Below are 22,266 nucleotides of genomic sequence, written 5' to 3'. Positions count from 1 at the left end.
CAAGAATAGGGGATTTTTATCTAATATTATCTACTATTGTTAAAACAAACGTTTGATTGATATGTGACAGCAGCAGAATCACCAGCATTGAGAAATTCTCTCTTTTTTCTACCTAACTCCCTTCCAATATTATTACTTTGAAGTCTCATATTAAATATTCACTGATATGCTCTAAGGAGTTTATTGATATATATCGAATATTTTGATAATATAAAATTGTTACCTATTATTTTTTTCTAACTATGCAGAACAAGTAAATAAATTTCAGGAGACGTTACGATGGCAACTTTCGAGGATTTTCAAAAGCTAGACATGCGTGTTGGAGAAATTACAAGAGCAGAGGCATTCCCTAAAGCAAGAAAACCTGCATATAAACTGTGGGTTGACTTTGGAGATGAGATAGGAATTAAACAAAGTAGTGCTCAAATTACAGATTGTTATGATCTGGAGGAACTAGTTGGTAAGCAAGTATTAGGAGTAGTAAACTTTCCTCCTATGAGAGTTGCTGATTTCAATTCAGAGGTTTTAGTAATGGGCGTATATTCAGAACAAGGAGTTGTTCTTGTAGAACCCCAACAAGAGGTTAAAAAAGGGGACCGTTTAGGATAAATCCAGGTTCGAACGTTGATTTAAAGAACACAAATTTTGCATCGTTCATTTGTGTTCTTTTTATTCTTTTTCGAAAAAAGATCTCCTTCTTGATAGCAAATTCCCCTTTTTAATCTAAATATGTCCGTAATTTATAACTCATGCTTGTACCATTGATAACAGGGGCAGAATTAGACCCTCAGTGAGCCACGGAACCCTCTGGCACCGTAATAAGAGTCCGCACCATTATGATAAACAAATACATGCCCATAGCGGTAATCACAAAAAATGGCACCGCCTAGTTCTCTAATATCTGAAGGTGTCTGCACCCAGCTTGACGTTTTCATATCGAAATTCCCAAGTTTCTGCAATGCACGATATTGCTCTTCCGTTAAAAGCTCAATGCCCATTTCGGTCGCCATGTCCATCGCGTTATTTTCTGGTTTATGTTTTTTCCTCGACTCCAATGCTTCACGATCGTAGCAAACACTTCTCCGACCCTTAGGGCTTTCCACTGAACAATCATAAAAAACGTATTCATCCTTCTCTTTATCATAGCCAACAACATCTGGCTCACCGCCGCTACTTTCCATTTCATTAAGTGACCATAGTTTTTCAGCATTAGCTTCCAGCTTTGCTTGGACATTATCCCATTCAAGATCTTCGTGACGGTTCATGTTTTTCTCAAAACGGGCTTGCAATACTCTGAGTAATGCGTCGTATTGTTCTGATGACAACTCTTTTTTATTGCTGCTTGCCATGTTAGTTTCCCCCTTATCGTTTTACTTATAACGGTTTAAGTATATATTAATTTTCATTTTATACAAAATCGTTTAAGTAATTGTATATATACAGTTTACATGTCTCCAGCAAAGTAAAAACTACTTTATAATTTTACATGGTTCTATATCCATAAACCTAGTAATATGAATATCTGAGAAATGCAAAAGACTTCTTCGGCATTATCAAGGGTTAAAATCCGAAATTTAATCCTTTCAGTTTCCAATGGAGGAAATGAAACAATTTTACAGTTTGTCATTTATTCCACCTTTCTTTTTAAGCTTTTCAGGAAAGGGTTTCTATACTGTATTTATAATTAACATTCGGAAATCATTAAAATATTTCCATCAGGATCTTTGAAATTAAAATAATGATTATGTTCAATGTCTGTAATTAAATTAACGCCTTTATTACTCATAAAATGAAATGCTTCTTCAATGTTATTTGTATTTAAGTGGAATGCTGGAGTTCTAAATATTCTATCCTCTGAATAAATCTTGCTATCTAACACAATCCCTGTACCTTGCATAGGTATAACGTAAAGATGACCAAACTGAATTTCTCCATCTGTTTTTAATCCTAAAATATCGCAGTACCAATCTCTCGCTTTCTCTATGTTGCTTACTGGGATAAATACTGTTCCAATTTGTTTTAGAATTGGATTTTCCATAAAAAACACTCCTTACATTTTTCGTTTATTAAATATTGCACAATTTCCGTATAATATCCTGCGCTCTAGTAAAAAAACCGTCATAATGATGTTGGTAAAAAAGTGGGCTGAAGGGAAAAATCTTCTTGAATCGACTACCCTATTTGCAGTTCACAAGATAGCCCTGAGGCAACACACCCTGAAAATTGCAGATTCGATGCATGTTTTAATTTCAAAGGATTAATAGATGATTCAATTTGTGAAAGTGAACTTAATGGTGGAAAACACTTTATTTACAAAGTCAAACATACAGCAGGAGATATTCAAAAAGCATATACTGACATTTTTCCGTCACTTATTAATGGGTACGAGATTGATAACAAACCCAAATTGGAAAAATACACTGTTGATATGGTTAAGAACCATTATTGCGAAATATGCATACCTATAAAACAGTAAATATTTTATTATCTTTTTCGCGTTTAATAAAAAAATCAAAATAGACAGGGAAGAACAAGTTGTTAAATAAATACTGATAACTTCTTGTTCTTCTTACAATAACCTGCCCTCGCCCTATTTAACTGTTGCACTCATTAGCTCAAAAGCAAATAAATTACTATTAGCTATTTCTCCCAAAGCTCGACAAGCCTACCTTCAGGATCTTCAATCCAAATAAACCTTCCATACTCACTAACCTCTTTTTGCTTAACAAGAGGTACACCGATTTGTTCAAGATGCTTAATAGTCTCGTTTAGATTATGTACTTGAAAATTTAACATCACTTGTTGTTCTGTTGGAAAATAACTGTCATTCTCGGCAAAGAAAGAGAAGATAGTCTCATTTCCAATTTGGGGTTTAATCACAGTTCCATTCCAATTTTCTATTTCAATCTTCAACACTTCACTGTACCATTTTTTTATAACATCAAGGTTCTTAGTTCTCCAAAATATTCCACCAAAACCTTTTATCATCGTAACCAACTCCTGTCCTTCTTTAATTTTTTTTCGATTACATTAGATATTCGAGATTTAATGTTAAGTTCCTTCTTATGAATATTGCTTGCTCCTTATTATTATAAAAAATGGCTTATCGAATTCGATAAGCCATTACCACAGATATTGTATTATTTTGATAATGCTATTTTTATATGAGCTAAGTGATGCTCTTCGTGCCAAGCTAACTTTGCAACTTTTGATGCAACTGTTATTTTACCGTCTATCCGGTGAGTAAAAGCTCGATCTAATTGCTCCTCAGTCAAACTATGTCCTAAAGATACGATGCGTTCATTTATGCCCTCTAACATTTTAATAGAACTTTCTACAGGAAGCTTTGTATCCGGTTGAATAGCCCACTTTTCTTGATCAAAAGCTGGTACTGTAGGATTTCCATCTGTTAAAGCCAGCTTCAAACGTTGATACATATTCAACTGAGAATCTGCAATGTGATGGACAAGTTGACGAACTGTCCAGCTACCTTCACGATAAGTTTTGCTTAATTCCTCATCACTTAATGAGTCGACAGTTTCTCTTAATCGAATCGTGTAAGTTTCGATTTCCTTTAGCCATTCTTGAATATTTTCTAATGTTACTTTTTCAGGTACTTGTAGTTTCCCAATTGGATATCTTACATCCATTTTCAATCCTTCCTTTCTCCCTATTCGTTATTTTTTTGCATAACTAAATTATCTCATAATAATCTTTATATTTATATTTTAAATTAATTATCTAAATACCTTATTAAATGTTAAACCAATTAGCTAAATAATATATTAAATGAAACGTAAAAGTTAAATCCAGTTACAAAGAAAAGTGTAATGGCAGTTACCTTTCGTTTTTCATGAAATTCAGTAATTCCAGTGACTAAAAGCATTAACCTTAAGAATAACAATACATAAGGAATTATTGCTAGCTATTAACGCATAACTTGCTAATGCAACAACAATAATGGCTAAATTAAGTCTAAGTATTTTCAACGATATATTCTCCTAAAATAAAACTAATTCCCTCAAAAATTCCGGTAAGAGCAGTTATATTTGAATATATAGGAATGTTGCCTTGATAGGGTTTAACACGCTTTTATCAAAGACTATCGACCTTTTTTCTTACCTTTTTCTGCAGCTTAAAACCTATGCGATTAATATACTCCTCATTTTTCGCTAGTAATCTATATGAATCTAGTAATGGTACGGTACGAATTAAAATGTAGACACCAACAGCAATCAAAACTACAGATTGCGGATAATAAGGCGCTAGAGCACCTAAAGTGATATCATTTTCTTCTAACATAAAAGACAATCCACCTACAGCGATGGAACAAAGCCCAACTTTCGACAATTTACGCAAAAAAATAAGGACTTTAGCATGTTGACGTAGTGAGCTCGTAGTAATACGATAATATAAATCACTAAAAAATCGGTGGAACGGAAGGTTAATTTACTCATGTTCTTTAAAAACGGTAGTCAAGAGGACAAAAGAAACGCAGATATATCCTGTCGGGTTACTTTTATATTTGGGGGAGTTCTTCTCTTAATAAATTCCCTATATGAATTGTTTTATGTCAAAACACTAGTACATAACTCTTTAACCATCCTCATTTCGGGTTTAGTTGTGTTTTTCGGGACTGATTTTACCCTAAAGATAATTAAAAGCAAACAAAAGTAAAAGACGCAATTCATACGTTATTTATATTATTAATAATCTAGCAAAAAATACCATTACAAAATTAGATATAGTCAAAGTAAGACCAAAATTAAAAATCTATGTAACATAAATTTCACCTCTAAATAATCAATTAAAGTACTAGATGTAATCTCCTTGAAGCCGTAAAGGAATCCTCCTTGGGTTGTATAAGGCAGGAGCATTATCCCCCTTTCAGTAATGCACCAGTTACTTTAAGTACAATCGTTGACAAATTATTGATTTCACTATTATTTTTTAATCAAAATGGTCCATTCATTTGAACTATTTTTTGAGCTTTCATTACATTAAAAAAGTTATGCCTTCTTAAATCTACCTCTTGCAAATTGTACCAAAGCAACTAGTAAACTTGCTATCCCATTGATAGGCGACATAGGGTTGAAATCCTACTTCAACCTCACAATATCCTCTTTTGTTAATTGATATGATTTAGTTTACAAATTCATATAATTTCATTCAAAACACCTCTTAATTGTTAGTAAACACATGTACTTACTCCATTTTAACCTCTGTTATTAAGAGGTCTACTAATTGTTTCTTCTTGTTCAAAGGTAAATCATAAGCAAAATTAACTTTTTGAATGGATTAATTTTTTAATAATGCTCATACTATCACTGAAATAGGTTGAAACTTCCATCATGGGGGTATCTAAGGAGTGAAGCCCTCAGATGAATCTAATTTCACCTATTGATCTTTACGGGCAGTAAAACGGGGTAAATTACATATACATTGGAGCTGAAATGATAATGGAAATGGATTTTAGAAATTCTACAGAAGCTGCTTTATATGAATATAAAGCAGGGCTTGGAGAATTCACAAAAAAAATGCCATCACTTGCAGAGAAATTTAACTCATTTACAGAAGAATGTTTTAAAGAAGGGGCATTATCAAAAAAAGATAAACAACTGATTGCCCTTGGAATTAGTCTGTATTCGCAAGATGAATATTGTATTATTTATCATGTCAAAGGGTGCTTGGATGAAGGATGTTCTGAACAAGAAATTCTGGAAGCCATTGGAGTGACTGCTGCCTTTGGCGGTGGTGCCTCTATGAGTCAAGCTGTGACACTAGTTCAAGAGAGTATTCACGAACTGAATCAACTTAAACAGTAAAATTCCCATATAGTTTCTTCATCCCCTCCTTACTTATTAATAAAAACAATAAAACTTGCTATATGTTAGAAAGAACCAAATAGGTTCTTTCTTTTTTATGTGCTGTAAGAGGAATACTTGTTTAAAATATTACTGACCTATCTCATAAAGCACTGAAAAAACTGATTTTATAAAAAAATAGTGCCATAGTGACAATCGGACTCATTGTTGTGTTAAAGCACCCATTAGTTTAACAAGTCTAAGGCAATGCCTGAAAGTCTGTCTCTAATTACTAACTTAACTTTTCTTGCTTTATCATTTATATTTTTTAATTCTTCTGTTTGTATTTCCCAAGACAGTTTTGTTTCTTTTTCTAACTCTTTTATTTGTTCCTCGATTAAGAGCGAGTGTTTTTCATAAATCTTAATAGCAGGTAATTCATCTTTTAATTCTTCTGGTATTCTATAATGTAATCCGCTAAACCATTCTTGAAATTGTTTTTCACCATACTTGTTAAATTTCTTTTCTAAAATAATCATTATTTCTTCGGCAAATTCTTTATTAAAACCTATTTCATACATCTTGTTCTGGATATTATCCAGAGTAATGTTTGCTAATGATTTCCTATCTTTAAAACTAAATATTTTCTTTATCATTTTTCTCCTCCCTAAAATATTTTTCTTCAACTCTTCTGTCCCTTTAGTTTAAGTACATTTTTTCACAAACTTTTGTTATTAAAATTGTTCTATAAATTTAGTTTATACTCAACTACTAAATTATGTAACTCCTTTTCAACAAAAAACCCCTTTAGATAAAAAATCCAAAGTGGTAAAATGTGCAACTTTGTTTTAAACAGTACATCTTTTTTTACAAACGAGCAACTACACAATAGTTTCCAACTTTTTTAGTAAGTGTCATCTTTTTTTGTTAGTTACCGACATTTTTGTCACCAAACAAAAAGTTATACACAACACTATAAATCCTACTCAACAGTTACTGACTTTGCCAAATTCCTTGGCTTATCAACATCACGATCAAGTTGTAATGCAGCATAGTATGCCAATAATTGTAATGGCACAACACTTACTAATGGAGTTAGAACTTCATGCACATGTGGAAGTACAAATGCATCGGTATCTTGCTCTAAGCCCTTCATGCTAATCACCATAGCATTGGCGCCACGTGATACTACTTCCTGTACATTGCTGCGGATTGCGTAGTTTACGTTTTCTTGTGTTGCAAGTGCGATAATTGGTGTTCCCTCTTCAATTAAAGCAATCGTACCATGCTTCAATTCTCCTCCAGCGAAACCTTCTGCTTGGATATAAGAGACCTCTTTTAATTTCAATGCACCCTCAACACAAACATTGTAATCCGCACTTCTGCCGATAAAGAATGCATTACGAGCTGTTGCTAAATAGTCTCTAGCTAATTCTTCCATCGTTTCTTTTTGATCGGTTAATACTTCCATTGCATTTGCAACGATGGCAAGCTCTTGGATCAAATCAAATGATAATTCAATGCCTTTTTCCTTTGCAGTATCCACTGCTAAAATTGCCAATACTGCGATTTGTGCAGTATATGCTTTTGTTGATGCAACGGCAATTTCTGGACCAGCATATAAATGCAATGTGTAATCCGCTTCACGAGAAAGGGTGGATCCAGGCACGTTTGTAATTGTTAATGCCGGATGTCCCATTTCTTTAATTTTTACTAAAACCGCACGACTATCAGCTGTTTCCCCACTTTGTGAAAGGAAGATAAATAACGGCTTCTCTGATAGCAGTGGCATGTTATATGAAAACTCACTCGCAACATGAACTTCCACTGGAATGTTTGCTAATTTTTCAAGGAGTTCTTTTCCAACTAAACCTGCGTGATAGCTTGTGCCAGCAGCGATAATATAAATACGATCGGCTTTTTTCATTGCTTCTCGAATGGCAGCATCAAGCTTCAAATTATTATTTTCATCTTGATATTCTTTAATGATATTACGTATCACGAATGGTTGTTCATCAGTTTCTTTCAACATATAATGTGCATACGTACCTTTTTCAATATCACTCGCATCAATTTTTGCCGTATAGGGTTTACGATCAACAACTGTTCCATTCAATGTTTGCACTTCGACGAAACTGCGGTTTACTAGAACGATTTCCTTATCGTAAATTTCCAGATATTGATCGGTTTCCTTTAATGTTGCCATTGCATCACTTGCTACAACATTAAATCCTTCTCCTAACCCTACTAATAACGGACTTTTATTCTTTGATACATATAATGTGTCATGATCTTCTGCATCAATCATTGCGATTGCGTATGAGCCTTTAAGCAGACCCATTGCTTGACGAAATGCTTCTGCAGTATCTTGATATCTATCATAAAGCTTTTCAATTAGTTGTACGATTACTTCTGTATCTGTTTCACTTACGAAAGCAACATCGCTTAAATATTCCTTTTTCAAATCTTGGTAGTTTTCGATAACACCATTATGAACAAGTGTGAAACGACCAGACGTTGCTTGATGTGGATGTGCATTCATAACGCTAGGGACACCATGTGTTGCCCAGCGTGTATGACCAATTCCCATCGTTGCCTGAACCGATTCATCGACACTTTCACGAAGCACTGCAATCCGACCTTTTACCTTCGTTAGCTTCACTCCATCTTCATTTAGCGTTGCAATTCCAGCTGAGTCATAGCCGCGATATTCTAATTTTTCAAGTCCATTTAATAAAATTCCTTTTGAATCCTTATTTCCAATATAACCTACAATTCCGCACATAGTTTTGTCCTCCTACAAGGGACAGACAAAACGAGCCTATATTGAAATATACTATTTTACTTCATACGGGGCGTCGTCTTGCTGCCCCTTTCTCGTGTTTGTTTTTTTTGACATCTTGTTTTATCCCTTTGTGCAATAAGTCGCCTTATTGTTTTAGAACAAAACCAATCAACTGAGATGTGCAGTCGGGAGGCATCCGCCGAATCGTTCGATAACCCCCACCTCGTCAACTATTTTCACTTCCGGTCAGAAAATAGTCCTGGCGCTTTATAGTTTACTCTCTTTGATGCTCCTTTCTATCTTTGAATGAAAGTACTTGTCACTATTTCCCATTATATGGGAGTAAAAACAAGCACTCTTTATTTTACACGAAAAAAGAGGATTTGGTCAATATTTTTCGTGTACCCTATATCCTATGATTTAATTTAGTAGTTGCGCATGACATCGCCATCACCACTTACTGACTATCAATATATTTTTGTTCCTCTTCCAAACTTAAAATTCCGGTAGCCTTTCCAACGGTACCTTTTTGGATTTTCCAGATAGCATTATGATCTTTATCAACCTTTGAAAAATCACCTTTATCCCACCGCTGTAAAATATTGCGATAAGTAGATCCGTTTTCAATGCTGACAACATCCAGGCCCTCCAATAGCCATTTAATACGCTCTAGGTGGATTTCGTAAAAGCCCCATTTCTTATCTGCTCGTACCTTTTGATGTGACATGCCATGAATATATTCATTATATAATGCCGCAGTTAATTCATTTAAATCCAATTCCTGCCCAAATGGATTTAATCCTTCTTTTTTATATCGCTGTAATTGCTCCTCTGTGATCTTCCCTTGCACTCCGGAACTTATTTCATCTCCAGGCACATCAGCTTTCTTAGCTTCACCATTATACATATCAGATATGAGCAAGTAAGCCAGTATTCCGATAGTAAGCGTCGCAATTGAAGCGCTAACAATCAAAAAGTTTCTTCTCATGTAGTTTCCCCCTAGACTTACCATACCTATATAAATTAGAATTTTCAAGTTATATTATTATTTACAAAATTTATATACTATGCAACACTAAATATATATTTACTGAATTGAAATGAGGTATCGAAATGAAGATATTTGCTTCAACGGAACCTGTTGCACTCGCAAGGCTAAACGAAGGGCGGTACAGAATCGGCATGTGCAGCTGTATCCTGACTATTTTACGCCTTATCGCTTTGAAGACATCGTAGAGGAATTTAAGGATTTCGTTACCTATGAAAATTTTCAATTTCTTATTATAGAAGACATTGGGGAAAATAAGGTTTGAGATTCAGGATCGACCGAAAACACCATTTAAGAAGCCTTATAAATGTTTATACGTGCACCAAATAAGTATTGTAGAAGACTCACAAGGGAAAGGGTATGGATATAGATTAATGCAGCGAATGGAGGATATTGCAAAAGAAGAGAAGGCCGCATGTATCGAACTTGATTATTGGATTCGAAATACACAGGCACAAAATTTTTATAAACAGTTGGGGTTTGAGTTAGAACGCGAGTTTGTGAGGAAAGATATACTTTAAATTGATGTCAAGCAAACGCTTGTTTGAATTGCTAAGGATGTATAATATATGTGCATCTCTTATGTTTAAGTAAATAAAAAACCGGATTGAATTCATAATATAATGTATTCAATCCGGTTTTTATCACTCTAAAAAATCTCGTCCCTCAAACTTCTCAATTACAGTTGTATTTGTTTGCAACAATATTTGATGGCTAAATGCCATTCCTCATAGATTAGGATAAAGAAACTTTATAAATAATAGATAAGTGCCGCAATACCTAAGGAAGCAATGCCGATCCAGCCAGCATAAGATGCTATCGTCGTTCTAAAAGATCGATGTTCTTCTGTTTCAGAATGGAAATTTGCTCTTTGCTGTTGCCCATCAGTCATTACACCAAGGAAAATCGCAGAAATTAAAATACCTATCCCACCAACAATCAGAAGGAATTTCAACATTGCCAACACCCCTTTTTGTATTCGTTATTTGAAGGGAACCTTCGTTAACATGCATATTCCATTTTTAGAAACTCATATGTGCTGCCATTTGTTTCTTGGTCAAAAAAAGCAATTTCTTTAAAGCCAATCCTTCTATATATCTTTATTGCCCGTTGATTAAAAGTTGCTACCGACAACGTTATTTTTTTAGGTTTATATTCTGCTATTACAAAATCGATAGCAGCCTTAAGAAATCCCATACCCTTCCCTTTTCCAGTTAAATCAGGTCTCATTCCTAAACCAATATCGCAGGTTTCATTAGCTGCTTTCTCAATCCCAAGGAAAGCGATCAGTTCCTCATTTTTTGTAACAGCAAACATGGAATTTCCTCTTGTTTCTGGATTTATAAATTCATCTAAATCTTCTTTGTCAGCTTCCATATTATAAAATGAATACTCCCCATCATAGTGCCAGTTAAATGCAATATTCTCTGCTTGTTCTTGTGTCATCTTATTAAATATATATGTCATTGATAGCCCTCTTTTATCTTTTCGATTAATTTTATCGATTCAATTTGGATGGAACAAAAGAACGATTTAGTCTGTTTATATAAAAGTACCCCTTTAGACTAAAATTCCAAAGAGGCAAAGCTTCTCGCATTTTTTCCAAACAGCTCATCTTCTTGATAAACTTCGTGACTTTATTTCTACTTAACTTTGATGCTTCTCCATAAATTCCAGCATCAGCGTATATACTTTTATTTCATTCTCTTTCTTAGAGAATCCATGCCCTTCGTCTTCCATCACGAAGTATTCTACATCTCGGCCTTTTTCTTTGAGCTTTGCGACAATTTGGTCAGATTCTGCCTTCACTACTCGTGGATCCTTTGCCCCCTGAATGACAAGCATCGGCTTTGTCATACTATCTAAATAGGTAATTGGCGAATCCTTAATGAATCGCTCTTTATCCCGTTCAGGATCTCCAATCCAGCGATCCATAATCGGTTTCCAATGCGGTGGAACCGAATTTACAAACGTGAATAAATCTGATGGACCAAAAATATCAATGACTGCTTTGAAATATTCCGGATGACGTCCATGCAGCAGTAATGCCATATAGCCACCGTAGCTGCCGCCAACTAAAAATAATTTATCTCTGGATGTAATATTATTTTCAAATAGCCACTCGACCCCAGCAACATTATCTAATCTTGGACCCTCTCCCCAATCCTGCTCCACTAGTTTTACAAACGATGATCCATAGCCAGTACTCCCTCTGAAGTTAGGCGCAAAAATAGTGTAGCCACGGTTAAGAAAACATTGAAACATAGAACGGAAATTCTTTCTCTCTGCTGCCTGTGGACCGCCGTGCGGCCAAAGAATGGTATAGCCATTATCGTTTTCTGGCTTTGCCCTAAATAATAATGCTTCAATCTCCATCCCATCAAATGAAGGATAAGATACAACATCAGGCTCAACCATATCCTCCGTAGATAAGCCAAGTACCCGATTATCTGTCAGCTGCTTCCATTCCTTTCCATCCTGAGATTGATAAATATTCGATGGAATGGTTGCACTTCTACCCAGAATATAGAGATTTCCTGACTTTGTAATCGAAAGTTTATCTATCAAATCAACCGGAATAGGTAGCGTTTCCACTTTTTCCGTCTCTAATGAGTAACGGTACAATACATCAGTTACCCCTTTTTCTGTAACTAAATAGAACGCATTATGTTGTTTATCCCATTTAAGTGACTGCACACTTTCATTTTCAATCGTGACTATTTTAGTAAATCCTTTAGTAGCTAAATTGAATTTTGCCACATAGCTATATTCACTTTCATAGTCTGTGATAAAGTAGATTGTATTGTCTTCCGTGAAAATTGGGTCAAATACGACATGAACTACCTCTTGATTCGGTGTAAGACTAAATGTTTCCTCTCCAGCCTTAACCGCACCAGTCACATATGTATTTGCAAAAGAACGCAGATACACAAATGCCTTTTCATTAGCAGAAACTGCCGCTAGTTCCGTTGTTGATATCTCTCCTTTATTTAATAAAGTATCCGAGTTATCCTCCAAATTCCGGACATGAGTATTGAGATAGGATGGATTTTCCTTTGATGTAACATAATAAATCCGTTTTCCATCTTCACTTAGATGGGAGAAGTAATATTTATCTTCTGCTTCACCTGTTATTAAAGGCTGTGGTAAGCCGCCCTCAATCGGTATTGCATAAATCTGATCGTTCTCATCACCATCTTTATCGAATCCAGCTAAAACATATCGATTTTTTGGATCAAATTTAATAAAGCTTGTTTGCTCATCATGATGTGCAAATAAATATGGAAAATTATTTTCATCTAAGTCGATTGCCCATAAATTCATCTTCCCATTTAAATTAGAGCTAAATATTAGCCGCTTCTCATCCCTACTTACAGCGAAATCAGATATAGCATAAGTACGAAAGAACTGCTCCACAGTTGGTTTTGGAAATTTTATCATCAACGTTCTCCCCTCATCAATCTGCCTGTTTTTCACATTGCTTATAACATCTGAATATTTCTTATTATTCAAATTTAAGTATAGCATATTAGCTTTTAACGGAACTAATTATTATCTGAGATTTTAGTTAGAATAGGGGAAATAAATTGAACAAAATTTCGTAGTGTGCTTGAAGAGTGGATTTTTAGAATTTGTGAGGAATGAGAATTTAAAATAGATGTGGAAGCGTCAAGTAATTAAAACAAACGTTTGTTTAACTTTCAAATCAGCATATGGGAAACATTTACGTTCTGCGTTCCGCCATATGCCGTCTCCAAACCTAATTTAAATACATTTTCGATTCACAGGTTTGTAGTATAATGATACTCTAATGGAACATTCGAACAACTAGACGCTTGTCGAATATCGGCGTGAACGAATAATATTTCGGCGTGTTTTCGCAATATATCGGCGTATACAGCTGAAATATCGGCGCGTTTTAAAATATATCGGTATTTTCGATCAGTCACAGGCATCCGCTCTTTCATCTGCAGCAAGCTTTCACCCCGCGTTCCACAAGAGAATAGGGCACCTACTTACATGGCTGCCCTATTCTCCAGCAATGAATTCCTCATATAGTTCATCACGATTAATTAGCCAGCGATCGGTTAGACCTATTCTTTGGATCGTAAATGATATTTCTTTCTTTAACCTTCCATCTTCCTTTGTCATAATCTTAACTACGACGGGTACTTTGACTAGCTGTGCATGATCTCCTTCCAGTTGTGATTTTAAAAGTTCCTTCTCACTTATATCGATTCTTGTTATATCTTTGACAAGTTCATTAAAATCCTGCTGATGATCCGATTTTGTAAGGATCTGATCCAATAAATAATCATCTTCCTGATTAATTGCAACAGCAAAAGTTTGAATTAGCTCCTGAGGATTTACCTTAGATAAGTAATTATCAAGCTGATTGCCTGCCTTCAAGATCATTATTTTATGGGCAGGATCTTCTTTATTCGATCTATGTGTTGTGCTTCCTATAAAATGCACACAAAAGTGACCTGGAAATCCATTGTTAAGAGCACCTGCGCCATGTGGCATTCCATGCATCGATGCTGCAATCAATTGATCATTGATTTTTACAATGACGGCTCTCCTTTTCCAACTCCATTTATTATTATAAATTTCCTTCATTGTTTTTGTATCTTTCTTTGTTAACGGCTGTACATCTGCATGGCTTTTTCCTGCTCTTCGTTGAACATGAAAAGATAATCCAGTTTCGAAATCTATGATTGTAAACGTTGTTTTATTAGGAAGTATCGTTGTCACTTCTTGCCAAGGTAACATATTGATCCTTAAATTTAGAGGAACTGTATTACTTTCCTCTTCCACAGCTTTCACATGATAGTTGACTGGAAAGATCATCATCAAGATAATGACAAGTGTTTTATAAAAACTTTTCATTTGATTTCTCCATTATTTTATATTTTCTTTCTAGCTGCATAAAGTAAACATAGCAAGCGCGTTTAAAATATTTTGCCCAATCTGCAGCAACTGATTCCCTTTCCTTTACATCTCCATTCTTAGTTAAAACGATAAAATATTATATCGCTTATAAGCTACAGAGTTAGACTTCTTTTACCAAAAGTTACCTTAACATTATTCCAATTTTTTGTGATATTTGGGAATGATAAAAGTAAAAAAAAATGAGGTGTGGGTAATGAGAATATTTATTTGTAGCTTACTTTCTCTTTTATTATTTGTACAACCTGCTTTTGCGGAACCATCTTCACAAGTTAAAAAAGAGTTGGCTATTGTAATAGACGATCTGGGTAATAATATGAAAGGAACGGAGGAAATACTTCATTTACCGATAAAATTAACTGTAGCGATTATGCCCTTTATGCCCTCCACAAAAACAGATGCAGCACTTGCATATGAAAATGGCCACGAAGTTATTATCCATTTACCAATGGAACCAAAAAAGGGAAGAAAAGCTGGCTTGGTCCTAGAGCCATCACATCGGATTTAAGTGATCAGGAAATTAGAGAACGTGTAGAGTCTGCAATTAAAGATGTGCCTCATGCTGTCGGAATGAATAATCATATGGGTTCTAAGATTACCGAGGATGAGAGAATCATGAAGATAATTCTCCAAGTGTGCAAGGAAAACGCTTTATTTTTCCTTGATAGTCAGACAACGGCAAATAGTGTTGTAAGTGAAGTGGCTGCACAAATGAATGTCCCTGTTTTAGTAAATAATCTCTTTTTTGATGATGTTTATACCCCGCAACATATTAAGAAACAAGCAGATTTACTGTCGCAGCAATTAATAAACCGTGAACAAATGATTGCTATTGGTCATGTTGGAGTACCTGGGCCAATGACATTTAACGTCCTAAAAGAATACATTCCCGCGTATCAAATGAAAGCAGAATTAGTTTCACTAACTAATTTAATACCTGAATTTAAAATAATCGATGGAATTGAATAGAACAAGTTAGAGGGAGATGGATGATTCGTTCAAAAGTCATCCATCACACTACTTTGCCGTTTAGCAAATACAGGGACTTAAGGCATTATTTTTGTAAAGATGCGTGGTGAGCAGGTGTCAGAGATTGGGAAAGTTTATCGTAATGCACATATTGATAAGTACATAAGTGAGGACAATTACCAAATGAAGAAGATGACCTACTTGGAAAAAATACATTCACTTGTTAGTGGGAACGGAAAATTTGAATTTACTTTAAAAGTCCTGCTCCTATTTATCCTTTCCTTTACAATTCTGCAAAACGTTGAAGCAAATAAACAGGGCATCACGAAAGTATACATCAATCTTTGGGAAAACCAGCTATCTGTCTTAGAAGATGGAAAAGTGATAAAGCAGTACCCTATCGGTCCTGGTAAAGATCGAACACCAACACCAATCGTCGTTTTACAATAATTGATAAATCGATAAACTGGGGACACGGATTTGGTACAAGATGGCTTGGTCTTGACGTTCCGTGGGGAAATTTCGGCATACATGGAACAAACAAACCTGTTCTGATTGGTAAGAATGTCAGCAGTGGCTGTATACGTATGCGTAATAACAAACCTGTTCTGATTGGTAAGAATGTCAGCAGTGGCTGTATACGTATGCGTAATGAAGATGTGGAAGAATTATATACAATAATTAATGTTGGTACGATGGTTTACATTGATGGTCCAATTACTGGTTTTGGTGAATGGGAGTTTAGGAATTTAGCTGTAGGTTCAAAAGGGAACCTTGTGCAACTTGTTCAAAAGCGACTAAAAGCAGCAGGCTTCTATTATGGCGAAGTAGATGGTATTTATGGAAAAACAACAGAAGATGCCGTCAAGCGATTTCAAAGAAGCCGGGACTTAAAAGTTACGGGTAATATAGGTCAAAGAATGTACATTGAATTAGGAATATTAGAATAGACCAATCCCTACAAACAATAAACCATTTGTCGAATATCGGCATGTATGGGTGATATTTCGGCGTGTTTTCATATCATATCGGCGTCAACGTATGATATATCGGCATGATTTAAAATATATCGGTTTTTTCGCTCGTCAGCCTTCACTCTCACCTCATCCTTGCACCCTGGACCAAAAAAGGCCACTCACATGATATGGAGTGGCCTTCGCTTTATCTTCAATTATTATTTAAATCCCAATAAATCTTCAGTAACCTTCACGATTCGATCCACATGTTTGTCGCATTCTTCCTTCGTTGGTGCTTCCACCATTACACGTACAAGCGGCTCGGTTCCAGAAGGACGAACAAGTACACGACCAAGATCACCTAATTCACTTTCCACTGCTGCTATTTCGTCTAAAATGACAGGATTTGTTAATGCTTCGTTTTTATCTGTCACTCGAACGTTTTTTAGTACTTGTGGGAAGATTGTCATCTCACCAGCTAATTCTGATAGAGGTTTACCCGTTTCCTTCATAACATTGACAAGTTGGATTGCAGAGAGCATACCGTCACCTGTTGTGATATGGTCTAAGAAAATAATATGTCCAGATTGTTCTCCACCAAGATTGTAGCCGCCTTTACGCATTTCTTCCATTACGTAACGGTCACCTACAGCAGTCTTGTCACTGCGCATGCCATTTTCTTCAATTGCTTTATAGAAGCCAATATTACTCATTACTGTTGATACAACAGTGTTTTCATTCAGTAGACCTTTTTCATTCATGTATTTTGCACAAATATACATGATTTGGTCACCATCAACAATGCCGCCTTTTTCATCAACAGCAATCAAACGATCGCCATCACCATCAAAAGCAAGTCCAATATCTGCACCCTTTTCCAATACATAAGCTTGCAATGTTTCAGGGTGTGTAGAGCCAACACCGTCATTAATATTAAGTCCATTTGGAGATGAACCGATTGAATAGATATCCGCCTCTAAATCAGCAAATAAATGTGTTGCTAAACTTGACGTTGCACCATGTGCACAGTCTAATGCAATTTGCATTCCTTCAAAGTCATTGTCAATGGTGGTTTTAAGGAAAGAGAGATATTTTTGCCCGCCTTCGAAATAGTCATTAATTATACCAATGTCTCCACCGGTTGGGCGTGGTAAATTATCTTCTCCATCCATAATGCGCTCGATTTCCTCTTCTTGCTCATCAGTTAATTTAAACCCGTCAGGACCAAAAAACTTAATTCCATTATCTTCTACAGGATTATGTGAAGCAGAAATCATAACACCCGCTTGTGCACTCAATGCTTTTGTTAAATAAGCAACACCTGGTGTAGAAATTACTCCTAAGCGCATCACTTCAGCCCCTATGGAAAGCAGACCAGATACAAGTGCCCCTTCCAGCATATGTCCAGAAATTCGCGTATCACGACCAATGATTACTTTTGGCTTCTCTGTTTGTTTTGTCAGTACATAGCCACCAACACGTCCTAGTTTATAGGCTAATTCTGGCGTAAGTCCTTCGTTTGCTACTCCTCTAACCCCATCAGTTCCAAAATATTTTCCCATTTTTAGCTCTCCTTTACTTCCTTTTCAAACAATGATCAACTTATCCTTGCTTGAAACAATCCGTTATGAAATTAGTTAATTACAACTTGAACTTCTTCAAATTCCGGTGTCACCGTTACATCGTTAGATTCTGGACCTTCAATTGTAATTGGTACCTCATGCTGTCCTTCGTCAAGATCGTTGACATTTATATTGACCTGAAAATCCTCATTCGTAATTTCCTTCACTGCTGCTTCATTTCCTGTGAGCGTAAGATCAATTGTATCCGTTCCTGACTGAGCGAAGCGGATAACTCGTCCTTCTTGTAATCCCTCAATATCAATCGGTATATTCTCTAGTTTCTTAGTCTGTTCCAGTTCTATCTCTACTTCAATTGGCTCGTTCCCTTTTACCGCCACACCGTCTGGCAGTGCCAGTTCTACGGAAACCGTACCAGATTCAGTCAGTTCCGATAAATCAATCTCTTTTGTGGAAATGCTTGTAATCGAATCTAATACATCACTCTTACCAAATATCTCTACCTCATCAAGTGTTGCAGTAGCAGACTGGAGCGTGTACCCTGCAGGCAATTCACCCGATGTCGCTACTTCAATTGGCACCTCTTTACTTGGATTGTTAATCTCCGCAGAAACTTGTACAGTTTCTGGAACGATTCTTACATTAACCTCGTTCCCCTGACCATCGTATACATTCACCGGAACTTCCCGGTTCTTAATAGGACCTTCTGATCCAGCAACATCAACAAAGACTGTGACAACACCAATTTGATCAATAACCGCCCTCGAGCTCGTCAGCGTTACTTCAGCTGGTTCAATCGTATATTCACCAAGTTCATAGCCTTTTGGCAATTTATCTTGATTAATAAATTCAGCAGAAACCTGGAACTGTTCACTCGCTCGTTCCTCAATATCAACCTCTATCGTTTTCGGTTCGATATAGGCTTCTAATTCACTTGTGATATTATAATCAAGTTCAACGATATGTGTCCCTTCGCCTAATCCTTCCAAATCAACAAACACATCGAAATTACGTCGATACGTTGTTGGTGTCAAAATTGCAGGTGGACCAGAAAGAGTAACCGTAACATAATCTGGAACCCCGCTAACAACATAATTCTCATCATCGATTTTAATCTCGACAGGAACATCATCGAAAGTCTGAAGGTTATTCGCATTATTAGGAATGCTAGAGTCATTCGCCGACGAATTCAATGTAACATCTACGAAAAAGTACAATATTATCGCAAAGGCTAATGAAATCGCCCTGACAAACCACTTGCTCTTAAACCAATTATCCATTCTTATTCCCCCTCCATTTCCAAGTTTTACGTTTGGGGTTCTTCTCGAATAAAATAAGGTGGGCAGTTAGCATTTGACGAAGTCTTTCCTCATCTATATCTCGGTGCAGCTCACCATTCTTTGTGCAAGAAATGGCTCCAGTTTCCTCAGATACAACAATTGTTAATGCATCGGTTACTTCACTAATCCCCATCGCCGCTCGGTGCCTTGTTCCTAACTCCTTTGAGATAAAAGGACTTTCTGATAACGGGAGGTAACAAGCCGCAGCTAGAATTCTTTCGCCTTTAACGATGACAGCACCATCATGTAATGGTGTATTCGGTGTAAATATATTTGTTAAAAGTTGATGTGTTAAATTGCCCTCTACTTCTATTCCTGTTTCAGCATATTCACCAATTCCTGTTTCGCCTTCGATTGAAATCAATGCACCGATGCGTCGTTTCGCCATATATTTACAGGATTCAATAATCGCTTCAATTTTTTTTGTGATAATTTCTTCTTCTGACCTCGTCGTTCTTGAAAAGATATTCCCTCTCCCCAGTTGCTCAAGGGCCCTTCTTAACTCAGGCTGGAAAAGTATAATAATTGCCAGAAATCCCCAAAGAATAATTTGATTGGATAGGTATCGAATTGTTTGCAAATCCAGGAGAATACTTATTCCCCAGACAGCTAATACTACTGCAATTCCCTTTAATAACTGGATTGCCTTTGTACCTTTGATTAGCATTATTAATTTATATAACACATACCAGACAAGAGCAATATCTATGCATATTCTAAGTACTTCAAAAAAGTTGAATCCCCCATCGAGCATGTTCACACATCCCTTTTGCACCTGAAATGAATTGTTACTATTCGATAAATAGTCTAGATTTAATTATATCACAACTGCAGGCCATATATATATCTTGGACAAGCGCTTTTTATAATTTTTACCAAAAGCCAAGATTCAATTAGTTTAAATGGTTTCCATTTTATCCCTATGACAGGCAGCAGCAGATACACGCAAATATTTACAAATTTTCTAAGCTTTCTACTGCCATAACATTTTAGTGGAGTGATGGGGGATACCTGCAAAATGCTTATGTATATGGGATTTTCTATCGTATGATATGCCTGTGAGCAACTATAATTTATCGCGTAAATAGCAACCTTCAGAAGAATTCTTACAAAAAACCTGGATAAGCACTTATTTATCCAGGTTTGATTTGGTAGATAAGAAAGTATAAAACGTTCTTACTGCATAAGTGTAACTAAGGCAGCTCTGTCACCCAAAAACTTGGCTGCACCTCAGTTTTCTAGTCAATCAGTCGAAAACACTCCAGAAAAGAAGCCTTTAATCTGATACCATAGCCATTCAAACATGCGATTGACCGTTTTTAGCTCGCCATTAATTTCGCCGACAGAGGCCATAAGACCCTCTCCATCCAGCGATTTACTTTCAACCAATTCTCCGTTTACAATCGTTACATCGCCATCAATTACACCCTCGATTACTAAATTGCCATTTTTAACGAGTAAATCGCCTTCAACGACTACACCTTCAGGAACGATGACCGTATCTCCTTGTATAATCAAGTTTTCCTGTTTCGAGACAACGAGCTGGCTATCCTGATTCCAATCTGTAAACATACCACCTAGCATAAAAATAAAGAATACTGCGGCAGCGACAATAATTGGGTGGGATTTGACCCAGCGCTTGTATTTCATACGTTTCTTCTCTTTCGGTAAATTATTCATTACTTTTTCCGCGAAACTAGGTGGTGCCTCTATATGTTCTGAGCTTTGGAGCAACGCAATCGTTCGTTTCAGATCTCGAAGATGTGCTTGGCAATCTTCACAGCCCTCCAAATGCCCCTTTAGCTGCTGTTCTTCTGCTTTATTTAAATCACCATCTAAATATTTATGCATTAATGCAATTGATTCACTATGAGCATTCAAGTGGATCACACTCTCCTTTACACATGACGAAGCCTTTTCCTCAAAGCTTCCCTTCCTCGGTGGATACGGGTTTTTACCGTTCCTAATGGGATGTCTAGAATTTCGCTAATCTCTTGAAGGGAGAACTCCTCAATATATCGTAAAATAATAATACTGCGATATTTCGGTGGAAGTTCAGAAATTTCTTGATGGATATAGCGTTGTAATTCAATGCCCTCCACTTTGTCGCTAGGAGAAATATCTGTACTAGCGAGCTGTGAATACATGTCTAACCCCTCTGTTCCTTTTATCTCTGCATCAAGAAAAAAGTCTGGCTTTCGTTTTCGAATTCGATCAATCGTTAAATTGGTCGCTATCCGATATAACCACGTTGAGAATTTTCTCCCATCATCAAAGGAATCGATGTTTACATAAGCACGAATAAACGCCTCCTGCGCCATATCCTCGGCTTCATGTGCATTTCCAAGCATTCGATAACAATGTTGATAAATTTTATTTTGATAGAATTCAACAACATCACTAAAGGCTGCTTGGTCTCCTTTTTTTACTTGTTTTATTTTCTCTCTAATTATTTGATCCATTCAGCTACCTCCGCTTGCTTGCGGTATTTATAATACGTATTGGTTTTAAAAAAGGTTTCAGATGATCCTATTAAAAATTATTTTCTTTCCCGTCCGTCACAAAAATGTAACAAGTTTATTATTGCTTTTAATTGGGTAATTTCTTAATATAGTATACTAGATAGGAGGACAATTTTGTGACTAAATCTATGTTATTAGAAAAAATTGAAGTATGCCGTCAAGAAATGATTCAATTAAGCGATGAATACGAATTAACCTCAGAACCTGTCATTTTGTCTAGCATGAAATTAGACAGACTGATCAATGAATACTTAAACTACTCGGTGAATTAAGGATGAACAGCTCCTTTGATAATAGACAGAAAAAAAAAGA

The 22,266-nt window shown here is 36.0% G+C and carries 25 protein-coding genes and 1 pseudogene; 8 read left to right on the top strand and 18 right to left on the bottom strand.

Annotation, left to right across the window (positions count from 1 at the left end; all coding sequences use genetic code 11):
• Positions 1-279 precede the first annotated feature (279 nt).
• On the top strand, positions 280-609 hold the full coding sequence (locus CUC15_RS01335; protein ID WP_114915002.1) for a tRNA-binding protein: 330 nt from the start codon (positions 280-282) through the stop codon (positions 607-609).
• Positions 610-779: 170 nt separating this feature from the next.
• Here CUC15_RS01335 and CUC15_RS01330 read toward each other — a convergent pair whose 3' ends face one another.
• Both CUC15_RS01330 and CUC15_RS01325 read right to left on the bottom strand, forming a co-directional pair.
• A complete protein-coding gene (locus CUC15_RS01330; protein ID WP_114915001.1) occupies positions 780-1,349 on the bottom strand; it encodes a DUF4256 domain-containing protein in 570 nt (189 codons plus the stop codon).
• Between the two features lie 335 nt (positions 1,350-1,684).
• On the bottom strand, positions 1,685-2,038 hold the full coding sequence (locus tag CUC15_RS01325; protein WP_114915000.1) for a VOC family protein: 354 nt from the start codon (positions 2,036-2,038) through the stop codon (positions 1,685-1,687).
• 129 nt (positions 2,039-2,167) lie between these two features.
• Here CUC15_RS01325 and CUC15_RS01320 point away from each other — a divergent pair, with 129 nt between their 5' ends.
• Positions 2,168-2,476 carry a GyrI-like domain-containing protein gene (locus CUC15_RS01320; RefSeq protein ID WP_341457205.1) on the top strand — a complete coding sequence of 103 codons (309 nt, stop codon included), beginning with the start codon at positions 2,168-2,170 and terminating at the stop codon, positions 2,474-2,476.
• Between the two features lie 164 nt (positions 2,477-2,640).
• On the opposite strand, the gene CUC15_RS01315 is transcribed toward CUC15_RS01320, so the two are convergent.
• The 4 genes from CUC15_RS01315 to CUC15_RS01300 form a co-directional block, all read right to left on the bottom strand.
• Complete coding sequence (locus tag CUC15_RS01315; RefSeq protein ID WP_114914999.1) at positions 2,641-2,988, bottom strand: VOC family protein; 348 nt, start codon at positions 2,986-2,988, stop codon at positions 2,641-2,643.
• A gap of 152 nt (positions 2,989-3,140) precedes the next feature.
• Positions 3,141-3,650, bottom strand: coding sequence for a YfiT family bacillithiol transferase (locus CUC15_RS01310; RefSeq protein ID WP_114914998.1), 510 nt, complete (start codon positions 3,648-3,650; stop codon positions 3,141-3,143).
• 119 nt (positions 3,651-3,769) lie between these two features.
• The gene (locus CUC15_RS20760) at positions 3,770-3,904 is read right to left on the bottom strand and encodes a DUF3953 domain-containing protein (protein WP_423241353.1); all 135 of its coding nucleotides are present in this window, start codon (positions 3,902-3,904) and stop codon (positions 3,770-3,772) included.
• Between the two features lie 191 nt (positions 3,905-4,095).
• Entirely contained in the window at positions 4,096-4,302 is a 207-nt protein-coding gene (locus CUC15_RS01300; protein WP_114914996.1) for a DNA-binding protein, read from the bottom strand.
• A gap of 1,157 nt (positions 4,303-5,459) precedes the next feature.
• Here CUC15_RS01300 and CUC15_RS01295 point away from each other — a divergent pair.
• A complete protein-coding gene (locus tag CUC15_RS01295) occupies positions 5,460-5,825 on the top strand; it encodes a carboxymuconolactone decarboxylase family protein (protein WP_114914995.1) in 366 nt (121 codons plus the stop codon).
• Positions 5,826-6,049: 224 nt separating this feature from the next.
• On the opposite strand, the gene CUC15_RS01290 is transcribed toward CUC15_RS01295, so the two are convergent.
• The 3 genes from CUC15_RS01290 to CUC15_RS01280 all read right to left on the bottom strand — a co-directional run bounded on the left by CUC15_RS01290 (position 6,050) and on the right by CUC15_RS01280 (position 9,577).
• Complete coding sequence (locus CUC15_RS01290; RefSeq protein ID WP_114914994.1) at positions 6,050-6,460, bottom strand: hypothetical protein; 411 nt, start codon at positions 6,458-6,460, stop codon at positions 6,050-6,052.
• Between the two features lie 326 nt (positions 6,461-6,786).
• The gene (gene glmS, locus CUC15_RS01285; RefSeq protein ID WP_114914993.1) at positions 6,787-8,589 is read right to left on the bottom strand and encodes a glutamine--fructose-6-phosphate transaminase (isomerizing); all 1,803 of its coding nucleotides are present in this window, start codon (positions 8,587-8,589) and stop codon (positions 6,787-6,789) included.
• Between the two features lie 457 nt (positions 8,590-9,046).
• Positions 9,047-9,577, bottom strand: a complete 531-nt coding sequence (locus tag CUC15_RS01280) for a DUF6241 domain-containing protein (RefSeq protein WP_114914992.1) — start codon at positions 9,575-9,577, stop codon at positions 9,047-9,049.
• Between the two features lie 305 nt (positions 9,578-9,882).
• Here CUC15_RS01280 and CUC15_RS01275 point away from each other — a divergent pair, with 305 nt between their 5' ends.
• A complete protein-coding gene (locus tag CUC15_RS01275) occupies positions 9,883-10,158 on the top strand; it encodes a GNAT family N-acetyltransferase (protein ID WP_114914991.1) in 276 nt (91 codons plus the stop codon).
• 230 nt (positions 10,159-10,388) lie between these two features.
• Here the strand turns inward: CUC15_RS01275 and CUC15_RS01270 are convergent, their stop codons facing one another.
• From CUC15_RS01270 to CUC15_RS01255, 4 genes are all read right to left on the bottom strand, one after another.
• Entirely contained in the window at positions 10,389-10,595 is a 207-nt protein-coding gene (locus CUC15_RS01270) for a DUF5316 family protein (RefSeq protein ID WP_114914990.1), read from the bottom strand.
• A 44-nt stretch (positions 10,596-10,639) separates the two neighbouring features.
• Complete coding sequence (locus CUC15_RS01265) at positions 10,640-11,104, bottom strand: GNAT family N-acetyltransferase (RefSeq protein WP_114914989.1); 465 nt, start codon at positions 11,102-11,104, stop codon at positions 10,640-10,642.
• 180 nt (positions 11,105-11,284) lie between these two features.
• A complete protein-coding gene (locus tag CUC15_RS01260) occupies positions 11,285-13,078 on the bottom strand; it encodes a S9 family peptidase (RefSeq protein ID WP_114914988.1) in 1,794 nt (597 codons plus the stop codon).
• A gap of 588 nt (positions 13,079-13,666) precedes the next feature.
• Positions 13,667-14,527, bottom strand: a complete 861-nt coding sequence (locus CUC15_RS01255; RefSeq protein WP_114914987.1) for a hypothetical protein — start codon at positions 14,525-14,527, stop codon at positions 13,667-13,669.
• 223 nt (positions 14,528-14,750) lie between these two features.
• On the opposite strand from CUC15_RS01255, the pseudogene CUC15_RS20755 reads away from it, so the two are divergent.
• The 3 genes and pseudogenes from CUC15_RS20755 (at position 14,751) to CUC15_RS01240 (ending at position 16,506) form a co-directional block, all read left to right on the top strand.
• Positions 14,751-15,556, top strand: a pseudogene (locus CUC15_RS20755) (divergent polysaccharide deacetylase family protein).
• A 114-nt stretch (positions 15,557-15,670) separates the two neighbouring features.
• Entirely contained in the window at positions 15,671-16,006 is a 336-nt protein-coding gene (locus CUC15_RS01245) for a L,D-transpeptidase family protein (protein ID WP_162800245.1), read from the top strand.
• A complete protein-coding gene (locus CUC15_RS01240) occupies positions 16,003-16,506 on the top strand; it encodes a L,D-transpeptidase family protein (RefSeq protein WP_423241369.1) in 504 nt (167 codons plus the stop codon). Before CUC15_RS01245 ends, CUC15_RS01240 begins: the two co-directional genes overlap by 4 nt.
• Before the next feature lie 224 nt (positions 16,507-16,730).
• Here CUC15_RS01240 and glmM read toward each other — a convergent pair whose 3' ends face one another.
• The 5 genes from glmM to sigW all read right to left on the bottom strand — a co-directional run bounded on the left by glmM (position 16,731) and on the right by sigW (position 21,894).
• Complete coding sequence (gene glmM, locus CUC15_RS01235; protein ID WP_114914984.1) at positions 16,731-18,074, bottom strand: phosphoglucosamine mutase; 1,344 nt, start codon at positions 18,072-18,074, stop codon at positions 16,731-16,733.
• A 71-nt stretch (positions 18,075-18,145) separates the two neighbouring features.
• Positions 18,146-19,372 (bottom strand): CdaR family protein, encoded by a 1,227-nt coding sequence (locus CUC15_RS01230; protein WP_114914983.1) that lies wholly within the window; start codon positions 19,370-19,372, stop codon positions 18,146-18,148.
• Positions 19,365-20,186 (bottom strand): diadenylate cyclase CdaA, encoded by an 822-nt coding sequence (gene cdaA, locus CUC15_RS01225; protein WP_114914982.1) that lies wholly within the window; start codon positions 20,184-20,186, stop codon positions 19,365-19,367. Before cdaA ends, CUC15_RS01230 begins: the two co-directional genes overlap by 8 nt.
• A gap of 488 nt (positions 20,187-20,674) precedes the next feature.
• The gene (locus CUC15_RS01220; RefSeq protein WP_423241352.1) at positions 20,675-21,322 is read right to left on the bottom strand and encodes a zf-HC2 domain-containing protein; all 648 of its coding nucleotides are present in this window, start codon (positions 21,320-21,322) and stop codon (positions 20,675-20,677) included.
• Between the two features lie 8 nt (positions 21,323-21,330).
• The gene (gene sigW / locus CUC15_RS01215; RefSeq protein ID WP_114914980.1) at positions 21,331-21,894 is read right to left on the bottom strand and encodes an RNA polymerase sigma factor SigW; all 564 of its coding nucleotides are present in this window, start codon (positions 21,892-21,894) and stop codon (positions 21,331-21,333) included.
• A gap of 176 nt (positions 21,895-22,070) precedes the next feature.
• On the opposite strand from sigW, the gene CUC15_RS01210 reads away from it, so the two are divergent.
• On the top strand, positions 22,071-22,226 hold the full coding sequence (locus CUC15_RS01210) for an aspartyl-phosphate phosphatase Spo0E family protein (RefSeq protein WP_242985919.1): 156 nt from the start codon (positions 22,071-22,073) through the stop codon (positions 22,224-22,226).
• Positions 22,227-22,266 lie beyond the last annotated feature (40 nt).

Source organism: Oceanobacillus zhaokaii (assembly GCF_003352005.1).
Lineage (GTDB): Bacteria > Bacillota > Bacilli > Bacillales > Amphibacillaceae > Oceanobacillus > Oceanobacillus zhaokaii.
Note: the sequence above shows the minus strand (reverse complement) of the source record. Positions and strands in the feature narration are given on the sequence as shown.

Excerpts from the sequence above, each read along its gene's own strand:
- CUC15_RS01310 (WP_114914998.1), bottom strand. The coding sequence starts at position 3,650 with ATGGATGTAAGATATCCAATTGGGAAACTACAAGTACCTGAAAAAGTA.
- CUC15_RS01260 (WP_114914988.1), bottom strand. The coding sequence starts at position 13,078 with ATGATAAAATTTCCAAAACCAACTGTGGAGCAGTTCTTTCGTACTTAT.
- CUC15_RS01265 (WP_114914989.1), bottom strand. The coding sequence starts at position 11,104 with ATGACATATATATTTAATAAGATGACACAAGAACAAGCAGAGAATATT.
- CUC15_RS01325 (WP_114915000.1), bottom strand. The coding sequence starts at position 2,038 with ATGGAAAATCCAATTCTAAAACAAATTGGAACAGTATTTATCCCAGTA.
- CUC15_RS01255 (WP_114914987.1), bottom strand. The coding sequence starts at position 14,527 with ATGAAAAGTTTTTATAAAACACTTGTCATTATCTTGATGATGATCTTT.
- CUC15_RS01230 (WP_114914983.1), bottom strand. The coding sequence starts at position 19,372 with ATGGATAATTGGTTTAAGAGCAAGTGGTTTGTCAGGGCGATTTCATTA.
- CUC15_RS01300 (WP_114914996.1), bottom strand. The coding sequence starts at position 4,302 with ATGTTAGAAGAAAATGATATCACTTTAGGTGCTCTAGCGCCTTATTAT.
- glmM (WP_114914984.1), bottom strand. The coding sequence starts at position 18,074 with ATGGGAAAATATTTTGGAACTGATGGGGTTAGAGGAGTAGCAAACGAA.
- CUC15_RS01335 (WP_114915002.1), top strand. The coding sequence starts at position 280 with ATGGCAACTTTCGAGGATTTTCAAAAGCTAGACATGCGTGTTGGAGAA.
- sigW (WP_114914980.1), bottom strand. The coding sequence starts at position 21,894 with ATGGATCAAATAATTAGAGAGAAAATAAAACAAGTAAAAAAAGGAGAC.
- CUC15_RS01315 (WP_114914999.1), bottom strand. The coding sequence starts at position 2,988 with ATGATAAAAGGTTTTGGTGGAATATTTTGGAGAACTAAGAACCTTGAT.
- CUC15_RS01330 (WP_114915001.1), bottom strand. The coding sequence starts at position 1,349 with ATGGCAAGCAGCAATAAAAAAGAGTTGTCATCAGAACAATACGACGCA.
- CUC15_RS01295 (WP_114914995.1), top strand. The coding sequence starts at position 5,460 with ATGGAAATGGATTTTAGAAATTCTACAGAAGCTGCTTTATATGAATAT.
- CUC15_RS01280 (WP_114914992.1), bottom strand. The coding sequence starts at position 9,577 with ATGAGAAGAAACTTTTTGATTGTTAGCGCTTCAATTGCGACGCTTACT.
- cdaA (WP_114914982.1), bottom strand. The coding sequence starts at position 20,186 with ATGCTCGATGGGGGATTCAACTTTTTTGAAGTACTTAGAATATGCATA.
- CUC15_RS01270 (WP_114914990.1), bottom strand. The coding sequence starts at position 10,595 with ATGTTGAAATTCCTTCTGATTGTTGGTGGGATAGGTATTTTAATTTCT.
- CUC15_RS01290 (WP_114914994.1), bottom strand. The coding sequence starts at position 6,460 with ATGATAAAGAAAATATTTAGTTTTAAAGATAGGAAATCATTAGCAAAC.
- glmS (WP_114914993.1), bottom strand. The coding sequence starts at position 8,589 with ATGTGCGGAATTGTAGGTTATATTGGAAATAAGGATTCAAAAGGAATT.